The organism is Kitasatospora sp. NPDC096077 (assembly GCF_040303245.1).
GTDB lineage: Bacteria > Actinomycetota > Actinomycetes > Streptomycetales > Streptomycetaceae > Kitasatospora.
On record NZ_JBEOSV010000005.1, the window covers coordinates 207,837 to 228,248 of the forward strand.

General features: G+C 72.4%; 18 protein-coding genes and 1 tRNA gene. 16 read left to right on the forward strand and 3 right to left on the reverse strand.

What is annotated here, in order from left to right; all coding sequences use genetic code 11:
• The first annotated feature begins 8 nt into the window (after positions 1-8).
• The 7 genes from ABTZ03_RS07815 (at position 9) to ABTZ03_RS07845 (ending at position 6,830) form a co-directional block, all read left to right on the forward strand.
• Positions 9-1,154: an LLM class flavin-dependent oxidoreductase gene (locus tag ABTZ03_RS07815; RefSeq protein ID WP_350511970.1), complete on the forward strand. Its 1,146-nt coding sequence runs from the start codon at positions 9-11 to the stop codon at positions 1,152-1,154.
• Entirely contained in the window at positions 1,151-1,672 is a 522-nt protein-coding gene (locus ABTZ03_RS07820; RefSeq protein WP_350511971.1) for a GNAT family N-acetyltransferase, read from the forward strand. Before ABTZ03_RS07815 ends, ABTZ03_RS07820 begins: the two co-directional genes overlap by 4 nt.
• A 10-nt stretch (positions 1,673-1,682) precedes the next feature.
• Positions 1,683-2,627, forward strand: coding sequence for an ABC transporter substrate-binding protein (locus ABTZ03_RS07825; protein WP_350511972.1), 945 nt, complete (start codon positions 1,683-1,685; stop codon positions 2,625-2,627).
• A gap of 28 nt (positions 2,628-2,655) precedes the next feature.
• Entirely contained in the window at positions 2,656-3,657 is a 1,002-nt protein-coding gene (locus tag ABTZ03_RS07830; RefSeq protein WP_350511973.1) for an amino acid ABC transporter permease, read from the forward strand.
• A gap of 23 nt (positions 3,658-3,680) precedes the next feature.
• Positions 3,681-4,433, forward strand: coding sequence for an amino acid ABC transporter ATP-binding protein (locus ABTZ03_RS07835; RefSeq protein ID WP_350512066.1), 753 nt, complete (start codon positions 3,681-3,683; stop codon positions 4,431-4,433).
• Between the two features lie 36 nt (positions 4,434-4,469).
• On the forward strand, positions 4,470-5,456 hold the full coding sequence (locus ABTZ03_RS07840; protein WP_350511974.1) for an ABC transporter substrate-binding protein: 987 nt from the start codon (positions 4,470-4,472) through the stop codon (positions 5,454-5,456).
• Between the two features lie 123 nt (positions 5,457-5,579).
• On the forward strand, positions 5,580-6,830 hold the full coding sequence (locus ABTZ03_RS07845; protein ID WP_350511975.1) for a serine/threonine-protein kinase: 1,251 nt from the start codon (positions 5,580-5,582) through the stop codon (positions 6,828-6,830).
• Here the strand turns inward: ABTZ03_RS07845 and ABTZ03_RS07850 are convergent.
• Positions 6,744-7,484, reverse strand: a complete 741-nt coding sequence (locus ABTZ03_RS07850) for an MBL fold metallo-hydrolase (protein WP_350511976.1) — start codon at positions 7,482-7,484, stop codon at positions 6,744-6,746. The two genes, ABTZ03_RS07845 and ABTZ03_RS07850, sit on opposite strands and share 87 nt — an antisense overlap.
• 296 nt (positions 7,485-7,780) lie before the next feature.
• Between ABTZ03_RS07850 and ABTZ03_RS07855 the strand changes: the two genes are divergently transcribed.
• Positions 7,781-8,632, forward strand: coding sequence for a fumarylacetoacetate hydrolase family protein (locus ABTZ03_RS07855; RefSeq protein WP_350511977.1), 852 nt, complete (start codon positions 7,781-7,783; stop codon positions 8,630-8,632).
• Between the two features lie 154 nt (positions 8,633-8,786).
• On the opposite strand, the gene ABTZ03_RS07860 is transcribed toward ABTZ03_RS07855, so the two are convergent.
• Positions 8,787-9,545, reverse strand: coding sequence for a TetR/AcrR family transcriptional regulator (locus tag ABTZ03_RS07860; protein WP_502894409.1), 759 nt, complete (start codon positions 9,543-9,545; stop codon positions 8,787-8,789).
• 174 nt (positions 9,546-9,719) lie between these two features.
• On the opposite strand from ABTZ03_RS07860, the gene ABTZ03_RS07865 reads away from it, so the two are divergent.
• The 4 genes from ABTZ03_RS07865 (at position 9,720) to ABTZ03_RS07880 (ending at position 15,299) form a co-directional block, all read left to right on the forward strand.
• Entirely contained in the window at positions 9,720-11,429 is a 1,710-nt protein-coding gene (locus tag ABTZ03_RS07865; RefSeq protein ID WP_350511978.1) for a DUF885 domain-containing protein, read from the forward strand.
• A gap of 209 nt (positions 11,430-11,638) precedes the next feature.
• Positions 11,639-13,183, forward strand: a complete 1,545-nt coding sequence (locus tag ABTZ03_RS07870) for an MFS transporter (RefSeq protein ID WP_350511979.1) — start codon at positions 11,639-11,641, stop codon at positions 13,181-13,183.
• Positions 13,184-13,264: 81 nt separating this feature from the next.
• On the forward strand, positions 13,265-14,200 hold the full coding sequence (locus tag ABTZ03_RS07875; protein WP_350511980.1) for a carbohydrate kinase family protein: 936 nt from the start codon (positions 13,265-13,267) through the stop codon (positions 14,198-14,200).
• A gap of 103 nt (positions 14,201-14,303) precedes the next feature.
• A complete protein-coding gene (locus ABTZ03_RS07880; RefSeq protein WP_350511981.1) occupies positions 14,304-15,299 on the forward strand; it encodes a trypsin-like serine peptidase in 996 nt (331 codons plus the stop codon).
• 139 nt (positions 15,300-15,438) lie between these two features.
• On the opposite strand, the gene ABTZ03_RS07885 is transcribed toward ABTZ03_RS07880, so the two are convergent.
• A tRNA-Arg gene (locus ABTZ03_RS07885) sits at positions 15,439-15,510 on the reverse strand.
• 908 nt (positions 15,511-16,418) lie between these two features.
• Between ABTZ03_RS07885 and ABTZ03_RS07890 the strand changes: the two genes are divergently transcribed.
• The 4 genes from ABTZ03_RS07890 (at position 16,419) to ABTZ03_RS07905 (ending at position 20,350) form a co-directional block, all read left to right on the forward strand.
• The gene (locus tag ABTZ03_RS07890) at positions 16,419-17,186 is read left to right on the forward strand and encodes a GntR family transcriptional regulator (protein ID WP_350511982.1); all 768 of its coding nucleotides are present in this window, start codon (positions 16,419-16,421) and stop codon (positions 17,184-17,186) included.
• A gap of 334 nt (positions 17,187-17,520) precedes the next feature.
• On the forward strand, positions 17,521-18,942 hold the full coding sequence (gene repSA, locus ABTZ03_RS07895) for a replication initiator protein RepSA (protein WP_350512068.1): 1,422 nt from the start codon (positions 17,521-17,523) through the stop codon (positions 18,940-18,942).
• Positions 18,927-19,145, forward strand: coding sequence for an excisionase family DNA-binding protein (locus tag ABTZ03_RS07900; RefSeq protein ID WP_350511983.1), 219 nt, complete (start codon positions 18,927-18,929; stop codon positions 19,143-19,145). The genes repSA and ABTZ03_RS07900 overlap by 16 nt, the downstream gene beginning before the upstream one ends.
• Positions 19,145-20,350, forward strand: a complete 1,206-nt coding sequence (locus ABTZ03_RS07905) for a tyrosine-type recombinase/integrase (protein WP_350511984.1) — start codon at positions 19,145-19,147, stop codon at positions 20,348-20,350. Before ABTZ03_RS07900 ends, ABTZ03_RS07905 begins: the two co-directional genes overlap by 1 nt.
• Positions 20,351-20,412 lie beyond the last annotated feature (62 nt).

Here is a 20,412-nt window from a genome sequence, read left to right on the forward strand (position 1 = left end):
GTTCCGTCATGCCCGTCGAATTCCTCGGCATCGCCGCCACCGGCGACGGTTCGGAGACCAGCCCGCGCACCACCGCCTCCTTCGACCGCGACTACACCCTGCGGTTGGCCCGGGCGCACGAGGAGCACGGCTGGGACCGGGTGCTCTTCGCGTACGGCTCCGGCTCCCCGGAGCCCGCGGCCGCGGCGGCCTTCCTCGCCTCGCACCTCGACCGGCTGCAGATCCTGCTGGCCCACCGGCCGAACGTCTCCTACCCGACCTTCGCCGCCAAGACCTTCGCCACCCTGGACCGGATCAGCGACGGCCGGCTGACCGTCCACTTCATCACCGGCGGCACCGACCACGAGCAGCAGCGCGAGGGCGACTTCCTCACCAAGGACCAGCGCTACGAGCGCACCCGCGAGTACATCGGCATCGTGAAGAAGGCGTGGACCAGCCGGGAGCCCTTCGACCACGAGGGCCCGCACTACCGCTTCAACGACTTCGTCTCCGACGTCTTCCCCGTCCAGCAGCCGCGCCCGGCGGTCTCCTTCGGCGGTTCCTCGGACGCCGCCTACGCGGCCGGCGGCGCCGAGGCCGACATCTACTGCCTGTGGGGCGAGCCGCTGGCCCGCACCGCCGAGCAGATCGAGCGGGTGAAGGAGGCGGCCCGGGCCGCCGGGCGGAGCGACGTGCCGAGGATCCAGGTCGCGTTCCGGCCGATCATCGCGCCCACCGAGGAGCTGGCCTGGGAGAAGGCGCACCGCACGGTGGCCGCCATCCGGGCCCGCCGGGAGAGCGGTGAACTCGCGCCCCGCCGCCGCCCGGTGGCCACCCAGCCCGAAAACACCGGTTCCCAGCGGCTGATCGAGATCGCCGAGGCGGGCGAGCGCTACGACCGGGCGCTGTGGACCCCGACCGCCGCGGCCACCGGCGGGGCGGGCAACTCCAACGCGCTGGTCGGCACCCCGGAGACGGTCGCCCAGGCGCTGCTGGACTACTACGACCTCGGCGTGGACATCCTCTCCGCGCGCGGCTACCACCTGCTGGACGACGCGATCGACTTCGGCCGGTACGTCATCCCGATCGTCCGCGAGGAGGTCGCCAAGCGGGACGCCGCCAAGGCCGGGGCCGCCGAGCGGGACCGGCACCAGCTGATCGCGGTGCAGGCATGAGCGACGGGCGCCACCAGGTGTCCCGGGACGGCCGCGACCAGGAGTTCCGGAAGGTCACCCTGGCGGACCCGCTGGTCGAGCCGCTGCTGCGCGAGCTCACCCACGAGTACGTCACCCGCTACGGCCCCGAGGCCCACCAGGAGATGACCCGCTACCCGGTCGACGCCTTCGCCGAGCCGCACGGCGTGCTGCTGCTCCTGCTGGAGGACGGCGAGCCGGTGGCCGGCGGCGCGTACAAGCGGTACGACGACCGGACCGCCGAGGTGAAGCGGATGTGGACCCACTCCGCACACCGCCGCCGGGGCCTGGCCCGCCGGGTGCTGGCCGAGCTGGAGCGGACCGCCGCGGCCGTCGGCTACCGCCGGATCTTCCTCTCCACCGGTCCGCGCCAGCCCGAGGCCAGGGGCCTCTACCTGGCGGCCGGCTACACCCCGCTGTTCGACGTCACCGCCGACCCGCTGACCATCGGCCCGCTCCGGTTCGAGAAGCCGCTGCCGGCCCTGCTCCCGACCCACTGAAAGGCACCCCGTGAGAACCACCACCGCCCGCCGTCGGCTGCTCGCGGCCACCGCCCTGCTGCCGGTCCTGGCACTGGCCGGGTGCGGCTCGGACCCGAAGATCGCGGGGCCGGCGGCGGGCGGACCGGCCGCCACCGCCACCGAGGACGTCGTCTCCGGCCTGGCCACGTCGGACACCGCCGCCGCCCTGCTGCCCGCGGAGGTGCGGGCGTCCGGGGTGCTGACCTTCGGCTCGTCCTTCGGCGCCCCGCCCGCCGCCTTCTACGCCGACCAGGCGAGCAAGAAGCAGGTCGGGGTCGACGTGGACTTCTCCGACGCGGTCGCCAAGGTGCTCGGCCTGACCGTCCGGCGCCAGGAGGCCGCCTTCGAGACCATCCTGCCCGCCCTGGACAGCGGCAAGTTCGACGTCGGCACCGGCAACTTCGGGGTCACCGCGGCCCGGCTGAAGACCATCGACTTCGTCACCTACATCGACGACGGCCAGGGCTTCGCGGTGAAGAAGGACAACACCACCGTCCAGCCGGTCACCGACCTGGTCCAGCTCTGCGGGCTGACCATCGGCACCGGCGCCGGCACCACCTTCGAGACCACGCTCAACGCGAAGAAGGGCGTCTGCGCGGACGCCGGCCGGAAACCGTACGAGGTCAAGGCGTTCAGCGAGGGCGGGGCGCTGCTGACCGGCCTCCAGCAGGGCCGGGTGGACGTGGAGATGTCCACCATCAACGGCCTGCGCCACCAGGCCTCGCAGGAGGCCGCCGGGGTGCGCTTCCTCAACGAGTTCCACCGGCTGGACGTCGGCTTCGCCTTCAAGAAGGGCTCCCCGCTCACCCCGGCCTTCCAGGCGGCGGTCAACCAGCTGATCAAGGACGGGACGTACCAGCGGATCCTCCGGAAGTGGGGGCTCACCGACTCGGCGATCAAGGAATCGCAGATCAGCCCGCCCGAACACCCCTGACCGCAGAGCCCGTCGAAGGAGTCCCCCGATGACTGTCACCACCCGGGCGCCGTCGAGATCCGCCCCCGCGTCCGGCCCGGGCGCCGGCCCCGGCGCCGGCCTCGGCGCCGGCCTCGACGCCGCCGAGCTGGAGGGTCTGCGGACCGTCCCCGCCCGCCACCCGTGGCGCTGGGCGGCCGGGCTCGCCGCCCTCGTCCTGCTGGTCCAGTTCCTGCACGGCCTGGCCACCAACCCCGGCTGGGACTGGGCCACCTTCCGGCTCTACTTCACCGCCGACACCATCCTCCAGGCGATCGGCCGCACCCTCGAACTCACCGGCTACGGAACGGTGCTGGGCTTCGCGCTGGGCGCCGTGGTGGCCGCGATGCGGCTGTCCCGCAGCGCGATCCTGCAGACCCTCGCCTGGGCGTACGTCTGGGTGTTCCGCTCGATCCCGCTGATCGTCCAACTGGTCTTCTGGTTCAACCTCTCCTACCTCTACAAGCGGTTCGGCTTCGGCATCCCGTTCGGCCCGACCTTCGGCGAGTTCGAGACGGTCGGCGTGCTGGGCGCGCTCGGCGCCGCCGTGCTCGGACTCGGGCTGCACCAGGCCGCGTTCGCCGCCGAGATCATCCGCGGCGGCGTCGTCTCGGTGGAGGCCGGCCAGCGCGAGGCCGCCGCCGCGCTCGGCATCCCGCGCTGGCGGCAGGCCTGGCGGATCGTGCTGCCGCAGGCCATGCGGGGCATCCTGCCGGCCGCCGCCAACGAGGTGATCTCGCTGCTCAAGGGCACCTCGGTGGTCTATGTGATGGCCATCGGCGAGCTGTTCTACCAGGCCCAGGTGATCTACGGCCGGACCGGCCGGGTGGTGCCGCTGCTGATGGTCGCCACGGTCTGGTACGTGGTGCTGACCACGGTGCTGTCGATCGGCCAGTACTACGTCGAGCGCTACTTCGCCCGCGGCGCCCGGCGCACCCCGCCGCCCACCCCGCTGCAGCGCCTGCGGGCGTTCGCGCGGACCCGCACCAGCACCTCCGGAGGAACCCCGTGACCACCCTGACCGAGGCCGCCCCGATGGTGCAGGTCCGCGGCCTGCACAAGAGCTTCGGCCGGCTGGAGGTGCTGCGCGGAGTCGACCTGGACGTCCCGGCCGGCTCGGTCACCGTGGTGCTCGGCCCGTCCGGCTCCGGCAAGTCCACCCTGCTGCGGGCGATCAACCACCTGGAGAAGCTCGACCGCGGCTACGTCGCGATCGACGGTGAGCTGATCGGCTACCGGCGCTCCGGCGATCGGCTGTACGAGCTCAAGGAGCGCGAGGTGCTGCGCCAGCGCACCGGCATCGGCTTCGTGTTCCAGAACTTCAACCTGTTCCCGCACCTCACCGTGCTGGAGAACCTGGTCGAGGCGCCGATCGCCGCGCTGGGCCGCCCCCGGGCCGCGGCGAGGGCGGCGGCCGAGGCCCTGCTGGAGCGGGTCGGGCTGGCCGACAAGGCCACCGCCTACCCCCGGCAGCTGTCCGGCGGCCAGCAGCAACGGGTCGCGATCGCCCGGGCGTTGGCCCTGGAGCCCAAGGTGCTGCTGTTCGACGAGCCCACCTCGGCGCTCGACCCCGAGCTGGTCGGCGAGGTGCTGGACGTCATCAAGGACCTCGCCCGCAGCGGCACCACGATGATCGTGGTCACCCACGAGATCGGCTTCGCCCGCGAGGTCGCCGACACCGTGGTCTTCATGGACGGCGGCGCGGTGGTCGAGCAGGGCCCGCCCGCCGAGGTCCTGGACCGCCCGCGGCACGAGCGCACCCGGGCCTTCCTGGCCAAGGTCCTCTGAACCACCCCGTCCCCTTCACCGAGCAGGAGTTCCACCATGTCCCTACCCCGTCGCGCCCTGCTGGCCGCCGGACCGCTCGCCGCCGTCCTCGTCCTGGCCGGCTGCGGCAGCGGCGCCACCGGCGCCTCGGCGGACCTCGCCGGGGCCCGGGGCAGCACCGCGCCGAACGGCACGGTGGTGAACCTGTCGCCGCAGCAGAACCGGGTGAGCACCGCCAAGGTCGACGCGATCGCGGCGCTGGTGCCGGAGGAGATCAGGAAGCGGGGCACCCTGAAGGTCGTCGACTCGATCGGCACCACCCCGCCGCTGGACTTCTACGCCGACGACGACAGGACCATCATCGGCGTCGAGCCGGACATCGCCTCGCTGATCGGCGACGTGCTCGGCCTCAAGGTCGAGTTCAACCCGGTCTCCTGGGAGAACATCTTCGTCGGCCTGGACAGCGGCAAGTACGACGCGGGCCTGTCCAACATCACCGTCACCGAGGAGCGCAAGGAGAAGTACGACTTCGCCACCTACCGGCTGGACGTCCTCGGCTTCGAGACCAAGAAGGGCAGCGGGATCAAGGTCACCGGCGCCAAGGACCTGGCCGGCCGCTCCGTCGGCGTCTCCACCGGTACCAACCAGGAGAAGCTGCTGACCTCCTGGAGCGCGGAGAACGTCCGCAACGGCCTCAAGCCGATCGACATCAAGTACTTCTCCGGCACCGAGTACTACCTGGCGCTCTCCTCCGGCCGGATCGACGTCTACACCGGCCCCAACCCCAGCCTGGCCTTCCACGCCGTGCAGACCGGCCAGACCGAGGTGGTCGGCACCTACTCCGGCGGCGGCGCGGACGTCCTGGGCAAGATCGCGGCGACCACCCGCAAGGACAACGGCCTGGTCAAGGCGCTCAACGGCGCGCTCGACGAGGTGATCCGCAACGGCACGTACGGGCAGGTGCTCAAGCGCTGGGGCCTGGAGAACGAGGCGGTGCGGAACTCCGAGATCAACCCGGTGGGGCTGCCCAAGCCCAAGCCGTGAGCCGGCCCGGGACCGAGCCGTGACAGGACGCGTCCCGTCGTTCACCCGTTCGTCCCCGCCCGCCGCTATGGTGGCCCCGCCGACGGCGAACGCCGTTCGGGCACGGGCATGTTGGGGGAGCGCATGCACAAGGGGAAGGTGCTCGGCGGTCGCTACCGGCTGGACGAGTTCCTGGGCCGGGGCGGCTTCGGCGTGGTCTGGCGGGCGACCGACCTGGTGCTGGGCCGCTCGGTCGCGGTCAAGCTGCTGCTGGCGGAGCACGCCGAGGACCGGGAGGCGGTGGGCCGGTTCGTCAGCGAGGCCCAGCTGGCCAGCAAGCTCTCCAACCCGTACATCGTCACGGTGCACGACTACGGCCGGGTCACCGACGAGGAGGGGGAGATCCGCTACCTGGTGATGGAGCTGGTCCGCGGCCGCCCGCTCTCCGCGGTCCTCAAGGACGGCCTGCCGGACCACGGCCGGGCGCTGACCTGGATGGCCCAGATCTGCGAGGCGCTCGACGTCGCGCACCGCGACGGGGTGATCCACCGGGACATCAAGCCGGAGAACGTGATGATCGCGGACAGCGGCGACCGCGCCAAGGTGCTGGACTTCGGCATCGCCCGGATGATGGCCCAGTCCACCGGGCTCACCTCCACCGGCAGCGTGGTCGGCACCGTCCCGTACCTGGCGCCCGAGTGCTGGTCCGGCGGCAGCGTGGACGGCCGGGCCGACCTCTACGCCTTCGGCGTGATGCTGTACGAGGTCAGCACCGGCCGGCGGCCGTTCCGCGCCGACTCGCCGTACGAGTACCTGCGCAAGCACATGGACGAGACCCCGCCCCGGGTGCGCAGCGAGGACCCGGCGCTGGCCGACCTGATCGCCCGACTGCTCGCCAAGCAGCCCGCGGACCGGCCCGCCGCCGCCGGCGAGGTGCTGGAGCGGCTGCGCGGGATCCGGCCCGGGATGCGGCCGCCCGGGGCCAGCCCGGACCAGCTGCGCCGCCGGGCCGACCAGGCCTGGCAGCACGGCGTCGAGGGCCGGGCCGGGGACGCGGTGGACATGCTGGTGCAGCTCGTCCCCGAGTTCGCCCGGATCTGCGGTCCGGCCGACCCGCGCACCCTGCGCACCTGCCACGACCTGGCCCTCTGGCTGGCCCGGGACGGCAGCCCGGGCGCCGCCGCCGACCTGCTGGAGGCGCTCACGGCGGAGCCCGGCACCGGCCCGGAGGCCCGGGCCGACCTGCGGCGCGACCTCGCCCACTGGCAGGGCGAGGCCACCCGGCTCGGCCCGGGCCGGGCGCGGCCGCTAAGCCTGCGCGCGCTGCTCGCCACCGGCGGCGGAACCGGGGGCGGAACCGGGGGCGGCGGCCGCGGCGGCGCGCAGCGCGGCTGAGGCGCCGGTGGCGATCGGGTCGCCATGTCCGAAGACCGCCGTCTCCACCGGCAGCGCGGCCAGCCGGTGGAAGGAGGCGAGGGCCCGCGCCGGGTCGGTGTGGAACACCCCGGGCCGGGTCTGCCCCTGGACGTTGGCGGCGATGTCCCCGGTGAACAGCACCCCCGGCCCGGGCAGGTGCAGCGCGATGCTGCCGTCGGTGTGCCCGGGCACGTGCACGACCACCGCGCCGCCGCCGATGTCCAGCACGTCCCCGTCCTCGACCTCGCGGTGCACCGGGCAGGGCTCGGCGGGCGGGACCGGCGGCAGGCCGTCCCACAGCTGCTGCTCGAAGGGGCTGAGCACGGGCGGCGCGGCCGGCTGCTCGCGCCGGACGACTGGCGCCTCCAGCCGGTGCGCCACCACCTCCGCGCTCCAGCGGCGGGCCAGTTCGGCGGCCGAGCCGGTGTGGTCCTCGTGGTGGTGGGTGAGCACGATCCGGCGGACGGCCGTCGGCTCCAGCCCGATGCTGCGGATGCCCTGCTCGATCCCGTCCGCCGACCCGGCGATGCCGGTGTCGACCAGGGTCAGTCCGTGGTCGTCCCGCCAGAGGTAGGCGGTGCCGAACTCCAGGGTGATCATGTGCAGTTCGTCGCGTACGCGGGTGATCTCCATGCCTCGGATCCTGCGCCCCGCGGCCGCGTGGCACGCGGGCGTTCGCCCTGGGCGTGGCCGGATTCGCTGCGGGCGGATCCCGGATGTCGCGCGGCGGTCCCCGGGCGACGGCGCCCGGGTGTCAACCGTACGGGCCGCCGATTCCGGCCCCCGCGCCCTGGTGCGATTTGATGGGAATCCGCCCATCGGGACGGTCTGGTCGAGTGGCCCGGGCCGTTGATATACCTCGTTGCCAGACTCGGGAGCGGTGTCCGTGCCGCCCCGGTGAGCTGCGACGAAAGGCTGGTGACGGATCGATGAAGCTCCTCCGCGTCGGACCCCCGGGGGCCGAGCGCCCGGTCGTGCTGGGCGAGGACGGCACCGCGTACGACCTCTCCGGGCGGGCCCGTGACCTCGACGGGGCCTTCCTCGCCGGGCTGGACACCGCCGCGCTGGCCCGGGAGGTGGCCGCCGGCGTCCTGCCGGTGGTCGACCTGGCCGGCCTGCGGGTGGGTGCGCCGGTGGCCCGGCCGGGCAAGGTGGTCGGCATCGGGCTCAACTACCGCGACCACGCGGCCGAGGCCGGGGCCGCGATCCCGGCCGAGCCGGTGATCTTCCTCAAGCCGAGTTCCACCGTGGTCGGCCCGTACGACGAGGTGCTGGTGCCGCGCGACGGCGAGAAGACCGACTACGAGGCCGAACTGGCCGTCGTGATCGGTCGCACCGCCCGCTACCTGGACTCGCACGCCGAGGCCGCCGGGGTGATCGCCGGGTACACGATCGCCAACGACGTCACCGAGCGGGCCTTCCAGTTCGAGCGCGGCGGCCAGTGGGACAAGGGCAAGTCGGCGGAGACCTTCACCCCGCTCGGGCCCTGGCTGGTCACCGCCGACGAGGTGGCCGACCCGCAGGCGCTGGCGCTGCGGCTGTGGGTCAACGGCGAGCAGCGGCAGCACGGCGACACCGCGGAGATGATCTTCCCGGTGCTCGAACTGGTCCGCTACGCAAGCCGGTTCATGGTGCTGGAGCCCGGTGACGTGATCATCACCGGCACCCCGGCCGGGGTCACCCTGGGCCGTCCGGGCACGCCGTTCCTCGCCCCGGGCGACGTGGTCGAGATCGAGATCGACGGTCTGGGCCGGCAGCGCCAGGTGCTCGGCAAGGCCTGACGGCCGTCGCCGCCCGACCCTTGGCACGGGGGTCGGGAGGTCCCCGCGCGGTGAACTGCCGCCGCGCCGGCAGGCGTTACGGACCGCCGTTCGCACCGGCAGGCGTTACGGACCGCCGCCGCGCCGCAAGGCGTGACGAACGCGTCGGACGGCGCTACGAACCGCCGCCCAGCACCGCCCGCAGCCGCTCGGCCCGCTCCGCCCGCGGCCCCTCCAGCGCGAGCAGCCCCGCCAGCACCTCCGCCGTCTGCGGATCGTGCAGCGCCGTCGCCGCCGCCATCGCCGTGAACTGGTCCACCAGCCAGTCCCGCAGCCCCGCCACCGGCAGCACGCGTCCCTCGTCCAGCCAGCTCAGCGACGCCCCCTCGACCACCGCGATCCACGAGCGCACCAGCAGGGTCAGCCGCGGTCCGGCCTCCCGCACGCCCAGGTGCCGCAGGGTCCGCCGCAGCGCCGCCCGCCGGACGTCGTCCACGATCGCCGAGGTGCGGGCCGTCTCCACCACCGAACCGCCGCGCAGCAGCGCCGAGTAGCCCGCGTCGTGCTCGGCCACGAAGGCGAAGTAGCCGTCCAGCGCGGCCGCCAGCTGCTCGGACGGCGTCCCGCTCGGCGGGACGGCGAACCGGCCGGTCAGCTCGTCCGCCGCGGTGCGCAGCGCGGCCTCGTACAACTGCTGCTTGCCGCCCGCGAAGTAGCGGTAGACCAGTGGCCGGGAGGCGCCGGCGGCCTCGGCGACGTCGTCGAGGCTGACCTCCTCGGGCGGCCGGGCGGCGAACAGTTCCAGGGCGACCGCGATCAGCTGCTCGCGCCGCTGTTCGACCGGCAGCCGCCGGTAGCCGGCGCGGCGCGGTCGCGGTGCGGGGACGGCCGGCATGGGGGCCGGGTCGGTCGCCGTGGTGGGGCGGGCTTCCATGGCGGTCAGCGTAATGGGCGTCGGGCCGATCGGGACCTGTCGCGCGCCGGATCTCCCCGAACGGGTGTTTGCCCCACCCGCCGTGCGTCAACGTGCGTCGGATCCCGGCCCACGGCAGGTCAACCGGGCGGTGACGGGGCTTGCAATCGGCCCGGGCAACGCGATGATGTCCGAATGGTTGAAGAACTGATCAATTCCGGCGGCGACCACACTCCCCGCCGCATCGCCGACGGTTATGTCCGGTCCTTGGCCGACCTCGACCCGCTGACCGCGATCTACCTCGGCATCAACCCCGAGGACGACCGGCTGCCCGACCTCTCCCCGGAAGGCGACGAGGCGCTCGCCGACCTCGCCCGGCGCACCCTGGCCCGGCTGGACGAGGCCGAGCGGGCGGGCCTCGCCGAGGAGGAGGCCGAGCGCCGCTGCGCCCGGCTGCTGCGCGAGCGGCTGACCGCCGAACTCGCCGTCCACGACGCGGGGGAGAACTACCGCGCGGTGCGCAACCTGGGTTCCCCGGTGCACAACGTGCGGGAGGCCTTCACCCTGCTGCCCAACGACACCGAGGACGACTGGCGGCGGATCGGCCGCCGGCTGGCCCGCATCCCGCTGGCGCTGGAGCAGTACCGGCGGACGCTGGCCGCCGGCGTCGAGCGCGGTCTGCTGTCCGGCCCGCGCCAGGTGGAGACGGTGCTCGGCCAGTACGGCGAGTGGCTGGCGGGGGAGACCCCCGGCGGCTGGTTCGGCGAGTTCGTCCAGGGCGCGCCGGAGGGCGTGCGGGCCGAGCTGTCCGGGCACGCGGTGGCCGCCGCGGAGGCGCTGGCCGCCCTGCGCGACTGGCTGCGCGACGTGTACGGCCCGGCCGCCGCCGGCACCCCGGACCAGGTCGGCCGGGAGCGCTACGGCCGCTGGGTGCGCTACTGGACCGGCTCCGAGCTGGACCTGGACGAGGCCTACGCCTGGGCCTGGAGCGAGTTCCACGACCTGTACGCGCAGATGACCGCCGAGGCCGGGAAGGTCCGTCCGGGCTCCGACCCGATGGACGCGATGAAGTGGCTGGAGGAGGACGGCCCGGCGATCGAGGGCGCCGAGCCGGCCCGGGAGTTCCTCCAGGGCCTGATGGACCAGGCGGTCCGGGACCTCCAGGGCACCCACTTCGACCTGGCCGAGCCGATCACCCGGGTCGAGTCGCGGATCGCCCCGGCCGGCAGTGCCGCCGCGCCGTACTACACCGCGCCCTCCCTGGACTTCAGCCGCCCGGGCCGGACCTGGCTGCCGCTGCTGGGCCGGGACCGCTTCCCGGTCTGGGACCTGGTCTCGACCTGGTACCACGAGGGCGTCCCCGGCCACCACCTGCAGCTCGCGCAGTGGAACTACGTGGCCGACCGGCTTTCCACCTATCAGGTGAGCCTCGGCGGGGTGAGCGCCAACCTGGAGGGCTGGGCGCTGTACGCCGAGCGCCTGATGGACGAGCTCGGCTACCTCACCGACCCGGGCCACCGGCTGGGCTTCCTCAACGCCCAGATGATGCGGGCGCTGCGGGTCATCGTGGACATCGGCATGCACGCCGGCCTGGACTTCCCGGCGGACTCCCCGTACCGGCCGGGCGAGCCGGTGAGCCCGGAGCACGCCCGGGACTTCTTCGGCCGCTACTGCGGGCTGTCCACCGACTTCCTGGACAGCGAGCTGGTCCGCTACCTGGGCATGCCCGGCCAGGCGATCGGCTACAAGCTGGGCGAGCGCGCCTGGCTGCGCGGCCGGGCGGCGGCCCGGGCGGCGCACGAGGCGCGCGGCGAGGAGTTCGACCTCAAGGCCTGGCACATGGCGGCGCTCTCGCAGGGCTCGCTCGGCCTGGACGACCTGGTCGCGGAGCTGTCCGCGCTCTGAGCCCCGACGGACCGGGCCTTGACGGACCGGCCCCCATCGGGCCCCGACGGACCGGGCCCCGGGACCTCCGCCGCGAGTCCCAGGGCTTGGTCCTTTTGTCCAATATGGGTCGATTTGGCAAGGTTTTTCCTTGCCTTTCGTCCACCCCGGCGTTTGGCTGGTAGGCGACTGCGTGACCTTCTCCGCAACCGCTCCGGAAGGCTCGACCAGTGTCTCCGCACACCGCAACCGTCATCGGTCACCAGAGCGCGGACCGGCGCCGCTGGTGGGCATTGGCGGTCATCGCCGTCGCCCAGCTGATGATCGTCCTCGACGTCACCATCGTGAACATCGCACTGCCGTCCGCCCAGCGGGACCTGGGCATCTCCGACGCCGACCGGCAGTGGGTGATCACCGCCTACACCCTCGCCTTCGGCGGGCTGCTGCTGCTCGGTGGCCGGCTGGGCGACCTCTTCGGCCGCAAGCGCGTCTTCACCGTCGGCCTGCTGGGCTTCGCCCTCGCCTCCGCCCTCGGCGGCGCGGCGGCCGGTCCGGCCATGCTCTTCGGCGCCCGCGCCCTCCAGGGCGCGTTCGGCGCCCTGCTCGCCCCTTCCGCGCTGGGGCTGCTCTCCACCACCTTCTCCGACCCGAAGGAACGCAGTACGGCCTTCGGCATCTTCGGCGCGATCGCCGGTGGCGGCGCCGCGATCGGCTTCATCGCCGGCGGTCTGCTGACCGAGTACCTGGACTGGCGCTGGTGCCTGTTCGTGAACACCCCGATCGCCGCGGCCACCGCCTTCGCCGCGTTCCGGGTGCTGGACCGCGACCACATCGCCAAGGGGCGCCGGATCAAGCTCGACCTGCCCGGGGCGCTGCTCGGCTGCGGCGGTCTGCTGGCGATCGTCTTCGGCACCTCCGAGGCCGTCACCCGGGGCTGGAGCGACGGCCTGGTGATCGGCTCGCTGCTGCTGGGCGCGGCCCTGATCGCGGTGTTCGTCCTGGTCGAGAAGCGCACTGCGCACCCGCTGCTGCCGATCCACATCGTGGCCGACCGCAACCGTGGCGGCGGCGCGCTCTCGGTGGGCCTGGCGATGATCGGCATGTTCGGCCTGTTCCTGTTCCTGACCTTCTACCTCCAGGCCGTCAAGCACTTCTCGCCGGTGGTCTCCGGCATCTCCTTCCTGCCCATGACGGCCGCCATCGTGCTGAGTTCGACCGGCGTCGCGGCCCGGCTGATGACCAGGGTGCCGTCCCGGAACCTGATCACCCCCGGGCTGCTGCTGGCCGCGGGCGGGATGGCCTGGCTGACCCGGATGACGGTGGACAGCCCGTGGGCCGCCACGGTGCTGCCTTCGGTGCTGCTGATCGGCTTCGGCATGGGCCTGGTGTTCATGCCGGCCATGAGCCTGGCCACCCTCGGGGTCGCCCCGAACGAGGCGGGCGCGGCCTCGGCCACCATCAACTCGGCCCAGCAGGTGGGCGGTTCGCTCGGTACGGCGCTGCTGAACACGATCGCCGCGAGCGCCACCGCGAGCTGGCTGGCGACCCGGGCCGCGGGCGATCCGCTGGTGCGGGCCCAGGGCGCCGTGCACGGTTACGTGTCCGCGACCTGGGTCGCGATGGGCGTGCTGCTGGCGGCCGCGCTGGTGGCCTTCCTGGTGATCGACCACCGTCCGGCGCCGGTCCGGGTGACCGCCGTCCCGGTCGGGCCGGAGTCCGTGCCGACCGCCGAGGCGAGGGCGGAGGCGGGGACGGAGCGGCCACGAACCGACTGAAAGCTTTCAGCAAGGTCTTGCAGTCAACCTCCGGCGCCTGCTTGACTCCTGGCCACCGTCCAGGATCGAGGAGGCGCCGCCGTGCTGCCCGCAACCGCGTCACCCGGTGCGCCCGACGCACCCGAGTTCGACCTGCTGGTGGTCGGTGGTGTCGGCGTCGACACCGTCGTCCGGGTCGACCGGCTGGAACTGCCGCCCGGTGACTCGACGTACGTCGAGCCGGTGCGCGACCACCTCGGCCACACCGGCAGCGGCGTCGCCCTCGGCGCCCACCACCTCGGGCTGCGCACCGCCCTGCTGGACTTCCTCGGCGACGATCCGCAGGGCGACCTGGCCCGCGCCGCCCTGGACCGGTCCGGCCTGCACTTCGCGCACCTGGTCAGCCCGTACGGCACCCCGCGCGGGGTCAACCTGGTGGACCGGACCGGCCGCCGGTTCTCCTTCTTCGACGGCCGCCACCCCGCCGACCTGCGGCTGCCGCGCGCCTTCCAACTCCCGTACGTGGAGCGCAGCCGGCACGTCCACCTGTCGATCACCAGCGTCAACCGGGACCTCTACCCCGACCTCCACCGGCTGGGCCGCGGCACCTCCACCGACCTGCACGACTGGGACGGCGAGGACCCGCACCACCGCGACTACGCGCTCGGCTCCGACCTGGTCTTCCTCTCCACGGCCGGCTGCCGCGACCGCTACGAGCGGGTGATGCGCGGGATCCTCGCCGAGGGCCGGGCCACCGCGGTGGTCGCCACCTCCGGCGCCGAGGGCTGCCACCTGCTCACCCGCGCGGACGACCGGCTGCACCACCTGCCCGCCGTCGACCCGGGCCGTCCGGTGGTGGACAGCAACGGTGCCGGGGACGCCTTCGTGGCCGGCTTCCTGTACGCCTGGTTCCGCGGCCACCCGCCGCTGGACTGCGCCCGGGCCGGGTCGGCGGCGGGCGCCTTCGCCTGCACGACCGCCGGGACGCACACCGGCTTCGTCGGGGCCGCCGTTTTGGATACGCTCCTGAACCGGTGAGGGATTCTCATCGTGCTCCAAGCCTGCGGTAACGAGCCTTCCAGGCTGACGCGTCATAGTCATGGCCGTACGAGGCGCCACCGACCAGGCAGGGGAGTCAGGAATGGGCGAGCACCGCCGCGCGAGGTCACGCCGTCACCGTCTGCTGGCCCCCTCGTTGTTCACCGCGCTGTCCGCGGTCGTGGTGGCCGGGGTGGTGGCCGGGACGCACGGGTTCAGCCTGGCCGACGCCACCGCCGCCGGGAAGGTCGCCCGCTCCACCCGGACCGTCGCCACCGCCCCGTCGTCCTCCGCGCCCGCCGGTACGGCGGAGCCCGCCCCGGTCGCGGACACCACCCCGAGCGGCAGTCCGACCCCGACCCAGACCCCGACCGCCGCGCCGACCCCCACCGACACCCCGACGACCGCGGCCGCCGCCCCCGCAGCCCCCGCCGTGCGCGACGTCGTGCTCGGCACGACCGCCCCCGCCCCCGCCGACAACCGGGAGACCTCCACCGTCGGCGCCCTGTTCAGCGGTCCGGTCGGCCCGGGCAACCACTTCTGCACGGCCAGCGTGCTGCACAGCGCCACCGGCAATCTGCTGCTGACCGCCGCGCACTGCCTCAGCAGCGCCAACGGCGTCACCTTCGCCCCCGGCTACCGGGACGGCTCCGCCCCGTACGGCACCTGGCAGGTGACCGCGGTGCACACCGCCGCCGGCTGGACCCAGAACGGCGACGTGGACGAGGACTTCGCGATCCTGGAGACCGCCCCCAACAACGGCCGCAACGTCGAGGACGTGGTCGGCGGCAACAAGCTGGGCACCGACGAGCCGTTCGGTGCCACCGTCCGCCTCTACGGCTACCCGGCGGCCTCCGAGGAGCCCATCCTCTGCACCAACTCGACCGGGCAGCAGAGCTCCTACCAGCGCGTCATCCAGTGCCCGTCCTACCCGTCCGGCACCAGCGGCGGCCCGTGGATCAACACCGCCACCGGTGACGTGGTCGGCGCCATCGGCGGCTACCAGCAGGGCGGCGACAGCGACGACACCTCGTACAGCGCCTACTTCGACCACACCATCGCCACCCTGTACACCCAGGTCGAGGGCAGCGCCCCCTGACCCGGCGGGTCCCGGCCTCGCCCCCACGGGGCCGGGGCCCGTCGGAACGTCCGGGGCCGACCCGCGCCCGGACATGACGAAGGCCCAGATCCGTGGATCAACTCCACTGATCTGGGCCTCAGTCGCACTTCCTGCGAAGTGCCCCCGGTAGGATTCGAACCTACGCACCCGCCTCCGGAGGGCGGGAGGTAGTCACTGGCTGTGACCTGGCCTTATGCCTGCTGGGCCGGTACTGCCCGGTCTACCTCTGATGAGCCGCTGTTCCCCGTGGCTCCCCGCCCGATCGGGCACGGTTGGGGGCACGCGGGGCACGGCCTTGGCGCCGCCGGCAGACTCCGGGCTGAGCGGGTGGTTCCCTCCTCGATCGGGCAGCTTCGCCGCACCCGGGTTCTCCAGGGGCCGCCAAGGCTCACTCCGTGACGCGTGCGCTTGGCCTTGGCGGCCCCTGGAGGTTCCGGGTACGCCCCTGGGTGCCTGGTCGAGGAGGGGGCCTCCCGCGACCCGTCCACGATCACCACGTCGAAGCCGCACTTATGGGCATGCCCCTGGTCCCCTCCGAGGAGGGCCGGGGTTTGGGGCAGCGCCCCATAGCTCTAACGCCCACTGGCCGTCCGGCGGGCTCTCTCATATCGGCATCCAAGGCCGCACGCTCGCGTGCGCGGCTGGCCGCCGCCGAAGCGGGGCGCAGACAGGAGCGACGGCGAGCGGCAGGGCCGCGCGCTGGCGCGCTGTGCGCGCCCTTGAACCAGTAGCGAAACTCGTAACAACCCCCTACCTTCCCCTCGTATCACTCCGCCGGGCGTCTCGGCGGCTAGGCTCAGCGGGTGTTTCTTCGCTGCGTGAATACCGACCACGACGGGGTTCGGGAGCGCTACTCGCTCCTGGACGTGTCCGGCAATGCTGAGCGGTCTTTGCTGGATGGCAGGTGCCCGATGTGCCCTGCTCAGGAGATCTCCCGAGTGCCTGACCAACTTCCGGTGTGCCCGTGCTGTGGGTCGACCTGGGTGCAGTCGGACGGCTCGGCTACGTGCCTTCCGGGTCCTTTCGCGGAGTACACGAGTTAGCTGGCAGCCCTTGACAGGCTTCGCTACTCTTGTAGAAGAGCACGTAGGAGGACCGATGGAGATCGACCCGAACAGCGACAGGCCGGTGTTCAAGCAGATTGCGGATCACTTCCGCGATCTCATCGACCGAGGTGAACTTGCCCCCGGGGCGGCACTGCCCAGCGAGTCACAGCTGATGAAGACTTTTGGTGTTGCTGGCGGAACTGCGCGCCGGGCCCTGGAGGTCCTTCGCAGTGAGGGCCTGGTAGTCACCGAGCACGGACGGGGCACTCGGGTTCGGGAGCGAGGTCCGCTTCTGCGGTTGGCGTCACAGCGACTCACGCGCGCGAATCGTGCTGCCGGCCTCGGTGGTTTTGCGGCCGACATGCGGGCGCTTGGTCTCGACTACAAGCAGGAGATGCTGCACCTGGGCGAGGTGCCCGCTCCTAGGCGAATCGCTGAGCGGCTGAACGTTCCCGAAGGCAGTCTGGTGTTTGTACGGCGCCGACGGATGTGGGGCGGTGGCGAGCCAATGCAGCTGGCTGACAGCTACTACCCCTTGGACTTGGTCGACGGAACGCCGATCCGGGAGGAGAACGCCGGCCCCGGTGGCAGTTACGCCAGGCTGGAGGAGCGTGGGCATCGCCTTTCCTCCTTCCGTGAGGAACTGCAAGCCCGAATGCCGTCGGATGAGGAGAAGAGGGCTCTGCGGCTTCAGCCGGGAGTACCTGTGGTCTCGTTGACTCGCACGGCGATCGACATGGGTGGCCGTGCCGTCGAGGTCTTCGACTCGGTAGTGTCGGCCGACAAGCACCTGTTCCAGTACGACTTCCCGGCGGACTGACCTAACTCGCCCAGGCCCCTGTCTCTTGTCGGCAGGGGCTTGCTTGCGTCTGGAAACTCCTCTATAACAGTAGAGGAGTACTTGAGTGAAGGTCCTACCCGCTGGAGGCGGTTGTGTCTGCTTCGCGTGCCCCCATCGCCCGTTCCCGCTCTGGTCGTGAGTGCGCTGCTTGCTCCGAGACCCACCGGGCGGTTCCTGACACGTGCTCGGCCGCGCTCGCCGCCCGCACCTGGATCCCGTGCCCGGACTGCGCTGGTACGGGGTGGGACACGACCGGTGCCGACATCTGGTGTCTGACCTGCGGCGGCTCGAAGACACTGGAGGGTTGAGCGCAGTGTGTGCCGCTTCCGCTCACAGTCACTCGCTTGCGCTTGCGGATCTGGCTCGGCTCGCCTCCCGGGGCGACCTTCCCCGCCTCCAGGATCAGTTACGGCGTACTGGCGGGTGCTCGAACCCGGTCCATCTCAAGGGCTTCCGCACCCTCACTCATGCCCCGACTGGTGCCGTCTGGCACCGCTACTCAACGGAGCACGAACCCGGAGGTCGCCTCAAGGTCGCCTGCGGCAACCGCCGGGCCTCCCGCTGCCCGTCGTGCGCGCGGACGTACTCGGCGGACACCTTCCACCTGATCCGCGCCGGGCTCGCCGGAGACACCGCCAAGGGAGTGCCGGTCGCGGTCCGCTCCCATCCCCGGGTCTTCGCCACCCTCACGGCCCCCTCGTTCGGCCCGGTCCACAACCGGCCCGACAAGGGCACCTGCCGCTGCGGCTTCGACCACCCGAAGGGCTCCCCGGTGCTGGGCACGCCGCTCGACCCGGAGAAGTACGAGTACGGGCACGCGGTGCTGTGGAACAACCACGCCCCGGACCTGTGGCGGCGCTTCACGATCTACCTGTTCCGGGTCATGGCGAAGATGGTCGGGCTCACGCAGCAGGACTTCCGCGACCGGGCCCGGATCTCGTTCGGCAAGGTCGCCGAGTACCAACGCCGGGGCGCCGTGCACTTCCACGCCGTGATCCGCATCGACGGCCCGGATGGTCCCGACACGCCTCCGCCCGTATGGGCCACGGTCGCTTTGCTGGACGCCGCGATCCGGGCCGCCGCCCGCCGCGCCGGTCTCCCCATCGCCGCCGGTGGTGACCAGCCCGCCCGGGTCCTGGAGTGGGGCACGCAGGTCGACGTCCGCCCGATCGGCGCCTTCGCTGGTGGGGAGATCACGGAGCGCGCGGTGGCCTCGTACGTGGCCAAGTACGCCACCAAGTCCGCCGAGACCACCGAGACCGTGGACCGCCGCATCCTGGAGCGCCACGAACTCGACCGGCACGACCTGCCCGCCCACACCCGGCGCTTGATCGAAGCCTGCTGGGACCTCGACCGATACTTCCCCGGCCGCCTGCTGGCGCACTGGTCCCACATGCTCGGCTTCCGGGGGCACTTCTCGTCCAAGTCCCCGGCGTACTCGACCACGCTCGGTGCCCTGCGGCAGGTCCGCGCCGACTACCGCGCCGACCAGGCTCGCACCGAACTCCGGGAACGCCTGCTCGCCGCCGGGCTCCCGGACCTGGACGACCTGCCCGAAGCGGAAACGCTGGTCGTCGCCCACTGGGCCTTCGCCGGCGCCGGGAACTCCCCGGGAGAGTCGATGCTCGCCGCTTCGATCGCCCGGGACCTGCACGAACGCCACACCACCGACCGACAGGAGATGCGCGCACAGCTCGCGCGAGAAGAGGGGGAACAGGCATGGACCGCCTGCTGACCGTCAAGGAGGTGGCCGAGCGCCTCGGCACCTGGGAGATCAGCAAGGAGCGCTTCCCGCGCCGCCTGATCGAAGAGCGCCGGATAGCCTTCGTCAAGGTCGGCCGCCACGTCCGCATCCCGGAGACGGCCCTCGCCGACTTCGTGTCCGCGAACACCGTTCAGCCGGTCACCCGGTCCCGTCGCCTGCGGGTGGTGGCCTGATGGCTGGCAAGAAGCGCTTCGGATCGGTTCGCCAGCTTCCGTCCGGCCGCTGGCAGGTGCGCTACCGCGACCCGGTGACCGGGCTCCGGCGGCCCGACGAGAAGACCTACGCCACCAAGACCGACGCTGAGATCAGGCTGAGCCAGCTCGAAGCCGACATCACGCGCGGCAAGTGGGTCGACCCGGACGCCGGGAAGACCAACTTCGGCGAGTACGCGGACACCTGGCTCAAGGAGCGGGGCCTGGCCGACCGGACCTTGGAGCGGTACGAGGGCGTCCTCCGGCTCTACATCAAGCCCACCTTCGGCGCGGCCTTCGTCAGCCAGATCACCACGGCCAAGGTGCGCTCCTGGCGTGCGAAGCTCCTGGAGGTCAAGGTGGGCGGCGCGACGGTCGCCAAGTCCTACCGCGTGCTACGGGCGATCCTGACCACCGCCGTGGATGACGAACTGATCGAGCGGAACCCCTGCCGGATTCCCGGGGCCGACAAGGAGGACTCCGCCGAGCGGCCGGTCCTGACGATCGAGGAGGTCTACGCGATCGCCGACGCGATCGAGCCGCGCTACCGGGCACTCGTGCTGATGGCGGCCTTCTCCACCTTGCGCTTCGGGGAGTTCGCCGCACTTCAGCGCCGGGACATCGACCTGGAGCGGGGCATCGTCCGCGTCCGTCGTGCCCAAGCCGAACTCCAGACGGGCCAGCTCAAGGTGAAGCGGCCCAAGAGCGATGCGGGCGTTCGGCCGGTTGCCTTCCCGGTCTCGATCCTCGCGGAGCTGGCCGAGCACCTGCGCTGGTTCGGTGAATCCGGGTCCGCCGGCCGGGTCTTCGTCGGCCCCCGTGGCGGGCGCCTGCGTCGCAGCAACTTCCACGACGTCTGGACGGCCGCCCTGGAGAAGACCGGTCTCGACTTCACACAGGCCCTGGAGGAGACCGGGGCCGACAGCGTCCGGTTCCACGACCTGAGGCACACCGGCAACAACCTGGCTGCCGACACCGGGGCCAGCACCCGTGAACTCATGCACCGGATGGGGCACTCGACCATGGACGCGGCCCTGCGCTACCAGCACATGCGCGGTGAGCGGGACAGGCTGATCGCCAAGGGCATGGACGACGCGATCAAGAAGGCGCGGGGCAAGGCCAAGAAGCCTCGAAGCCGACGGAAGCCCCCGGAGGAGCCCACGGGCACGGCTGGGGCACAGGACTGAAACGGCCCGGAACATGACGAAGGCCCAGGTTGGCGGTAACTTCCCGCTGACCTGGGCCTTTT

Excerpts from the sequence above, each read along its gene's own strand:
- ABTZ03_RS07815 (WP_350511970.1), top strand. The coding sequence starts at position 9 with ATGCCCGTCGAATTCCTCGGCATCGCCGCCACCGGCGACGGTTCGGAG.
- ABTZ03_RS07820 (WP_350511971.1), top strand. The coding sequence starts at position 1,151 with ATGAGCGACGGGCGCCACCAGGTGTCCCGGGACGGCCGCGACCAGGAG.
- ABTZ03_RS07830 (WP_350511973.1), top strand. The coding sequence starts at position 2,656 with ATGACTGTCACCACCCGGGCGCCGTCGAGATCCGCCCCCGCGTCCGGC.
- ABTZ03_RS07835 (WP_350512066.1), top strand. The coding sequence starts at position 3,681 with ATGGTGCAGGTCCGCGGCCTGCACAAGAGCTTCGGCCGGCTGGAGGTG.
- ABTZ03_RS07840 (WP_350511974.1), top strand. The coding sequence starts at position 4,470 with ATGTCCCTACCCCGTCGCGCCCTGCTGGCCGCCGGACCGCTCGCCGCC.
- ABTZ03_RS07845 (WP_350511975.1), top strand. The coding sequence starts at position 5,580 with ATGCACAAGGGGAAGGTGCTCGGCGGTCGCTACCGGCTGGACGAGTTC.
- ABTZ03_RS07850 (WP_350511976.1), bottom strand. The coding sequence starts at position 7,484 with ATGGAGATCACCCGCGTACGCGACGAACTGCACATGATCACCCTGGAG.
- ABTZ03_RS07855 (WP_350511977.1), top strand. The coding sequence starts at position 7,781 with ATGAAGCTCCTCCGCGTCGGACCCCCGGGGGCCGAGCGCCCGGTCGTG.
- ABTZ03_RS07860 (WP_502894409.1), bottom strand. The coding sequence starts at position 9,545 with ATGGAAGCCCGCCCCACCACGGCGACCGACCCGGCCCCCATGCCGGCC.
- ABTZ03_RS07865 (WP_350511978.1), top strand. The coding sequence starts at position 9,720 with ATGGTTGAAGAACTGATCAATTCCGGCGGCGACCACACTCCCCGCCGC.
- ABTZ03_RS07880 (WP_350511981.1), top strand. The coding sequence starts at position 14,304 with ATGGGCGAGCACCGCCGCGCGAGGTCACGCCGTCACCGTCTGCTGGCC.
- ABTZ03_RS07890 (WP_350511982.1), top strand. The coding sequence starts at position 16,419 with ATGGAGATCGACCCGAACAGCGACAGGCCGGTGTTCAAGCAGATTGCG.
- ABTZ03_RS07900 (WP_350511983.1), top strand. The coding sequence starts at position 18,927 with ATGGACCGCCTGCTGACCGTCAAGGAGGTGGCCGAGCGCCTCGGCACC.
- ABTZ03_RS07905 (WP_350511984.1), top strand. The coding sequence starts at position 19,145 with ATGGCTGGCAAGAAGCGCTTCGGATCGGTTCGCCAGCTTCCGTCCGGC.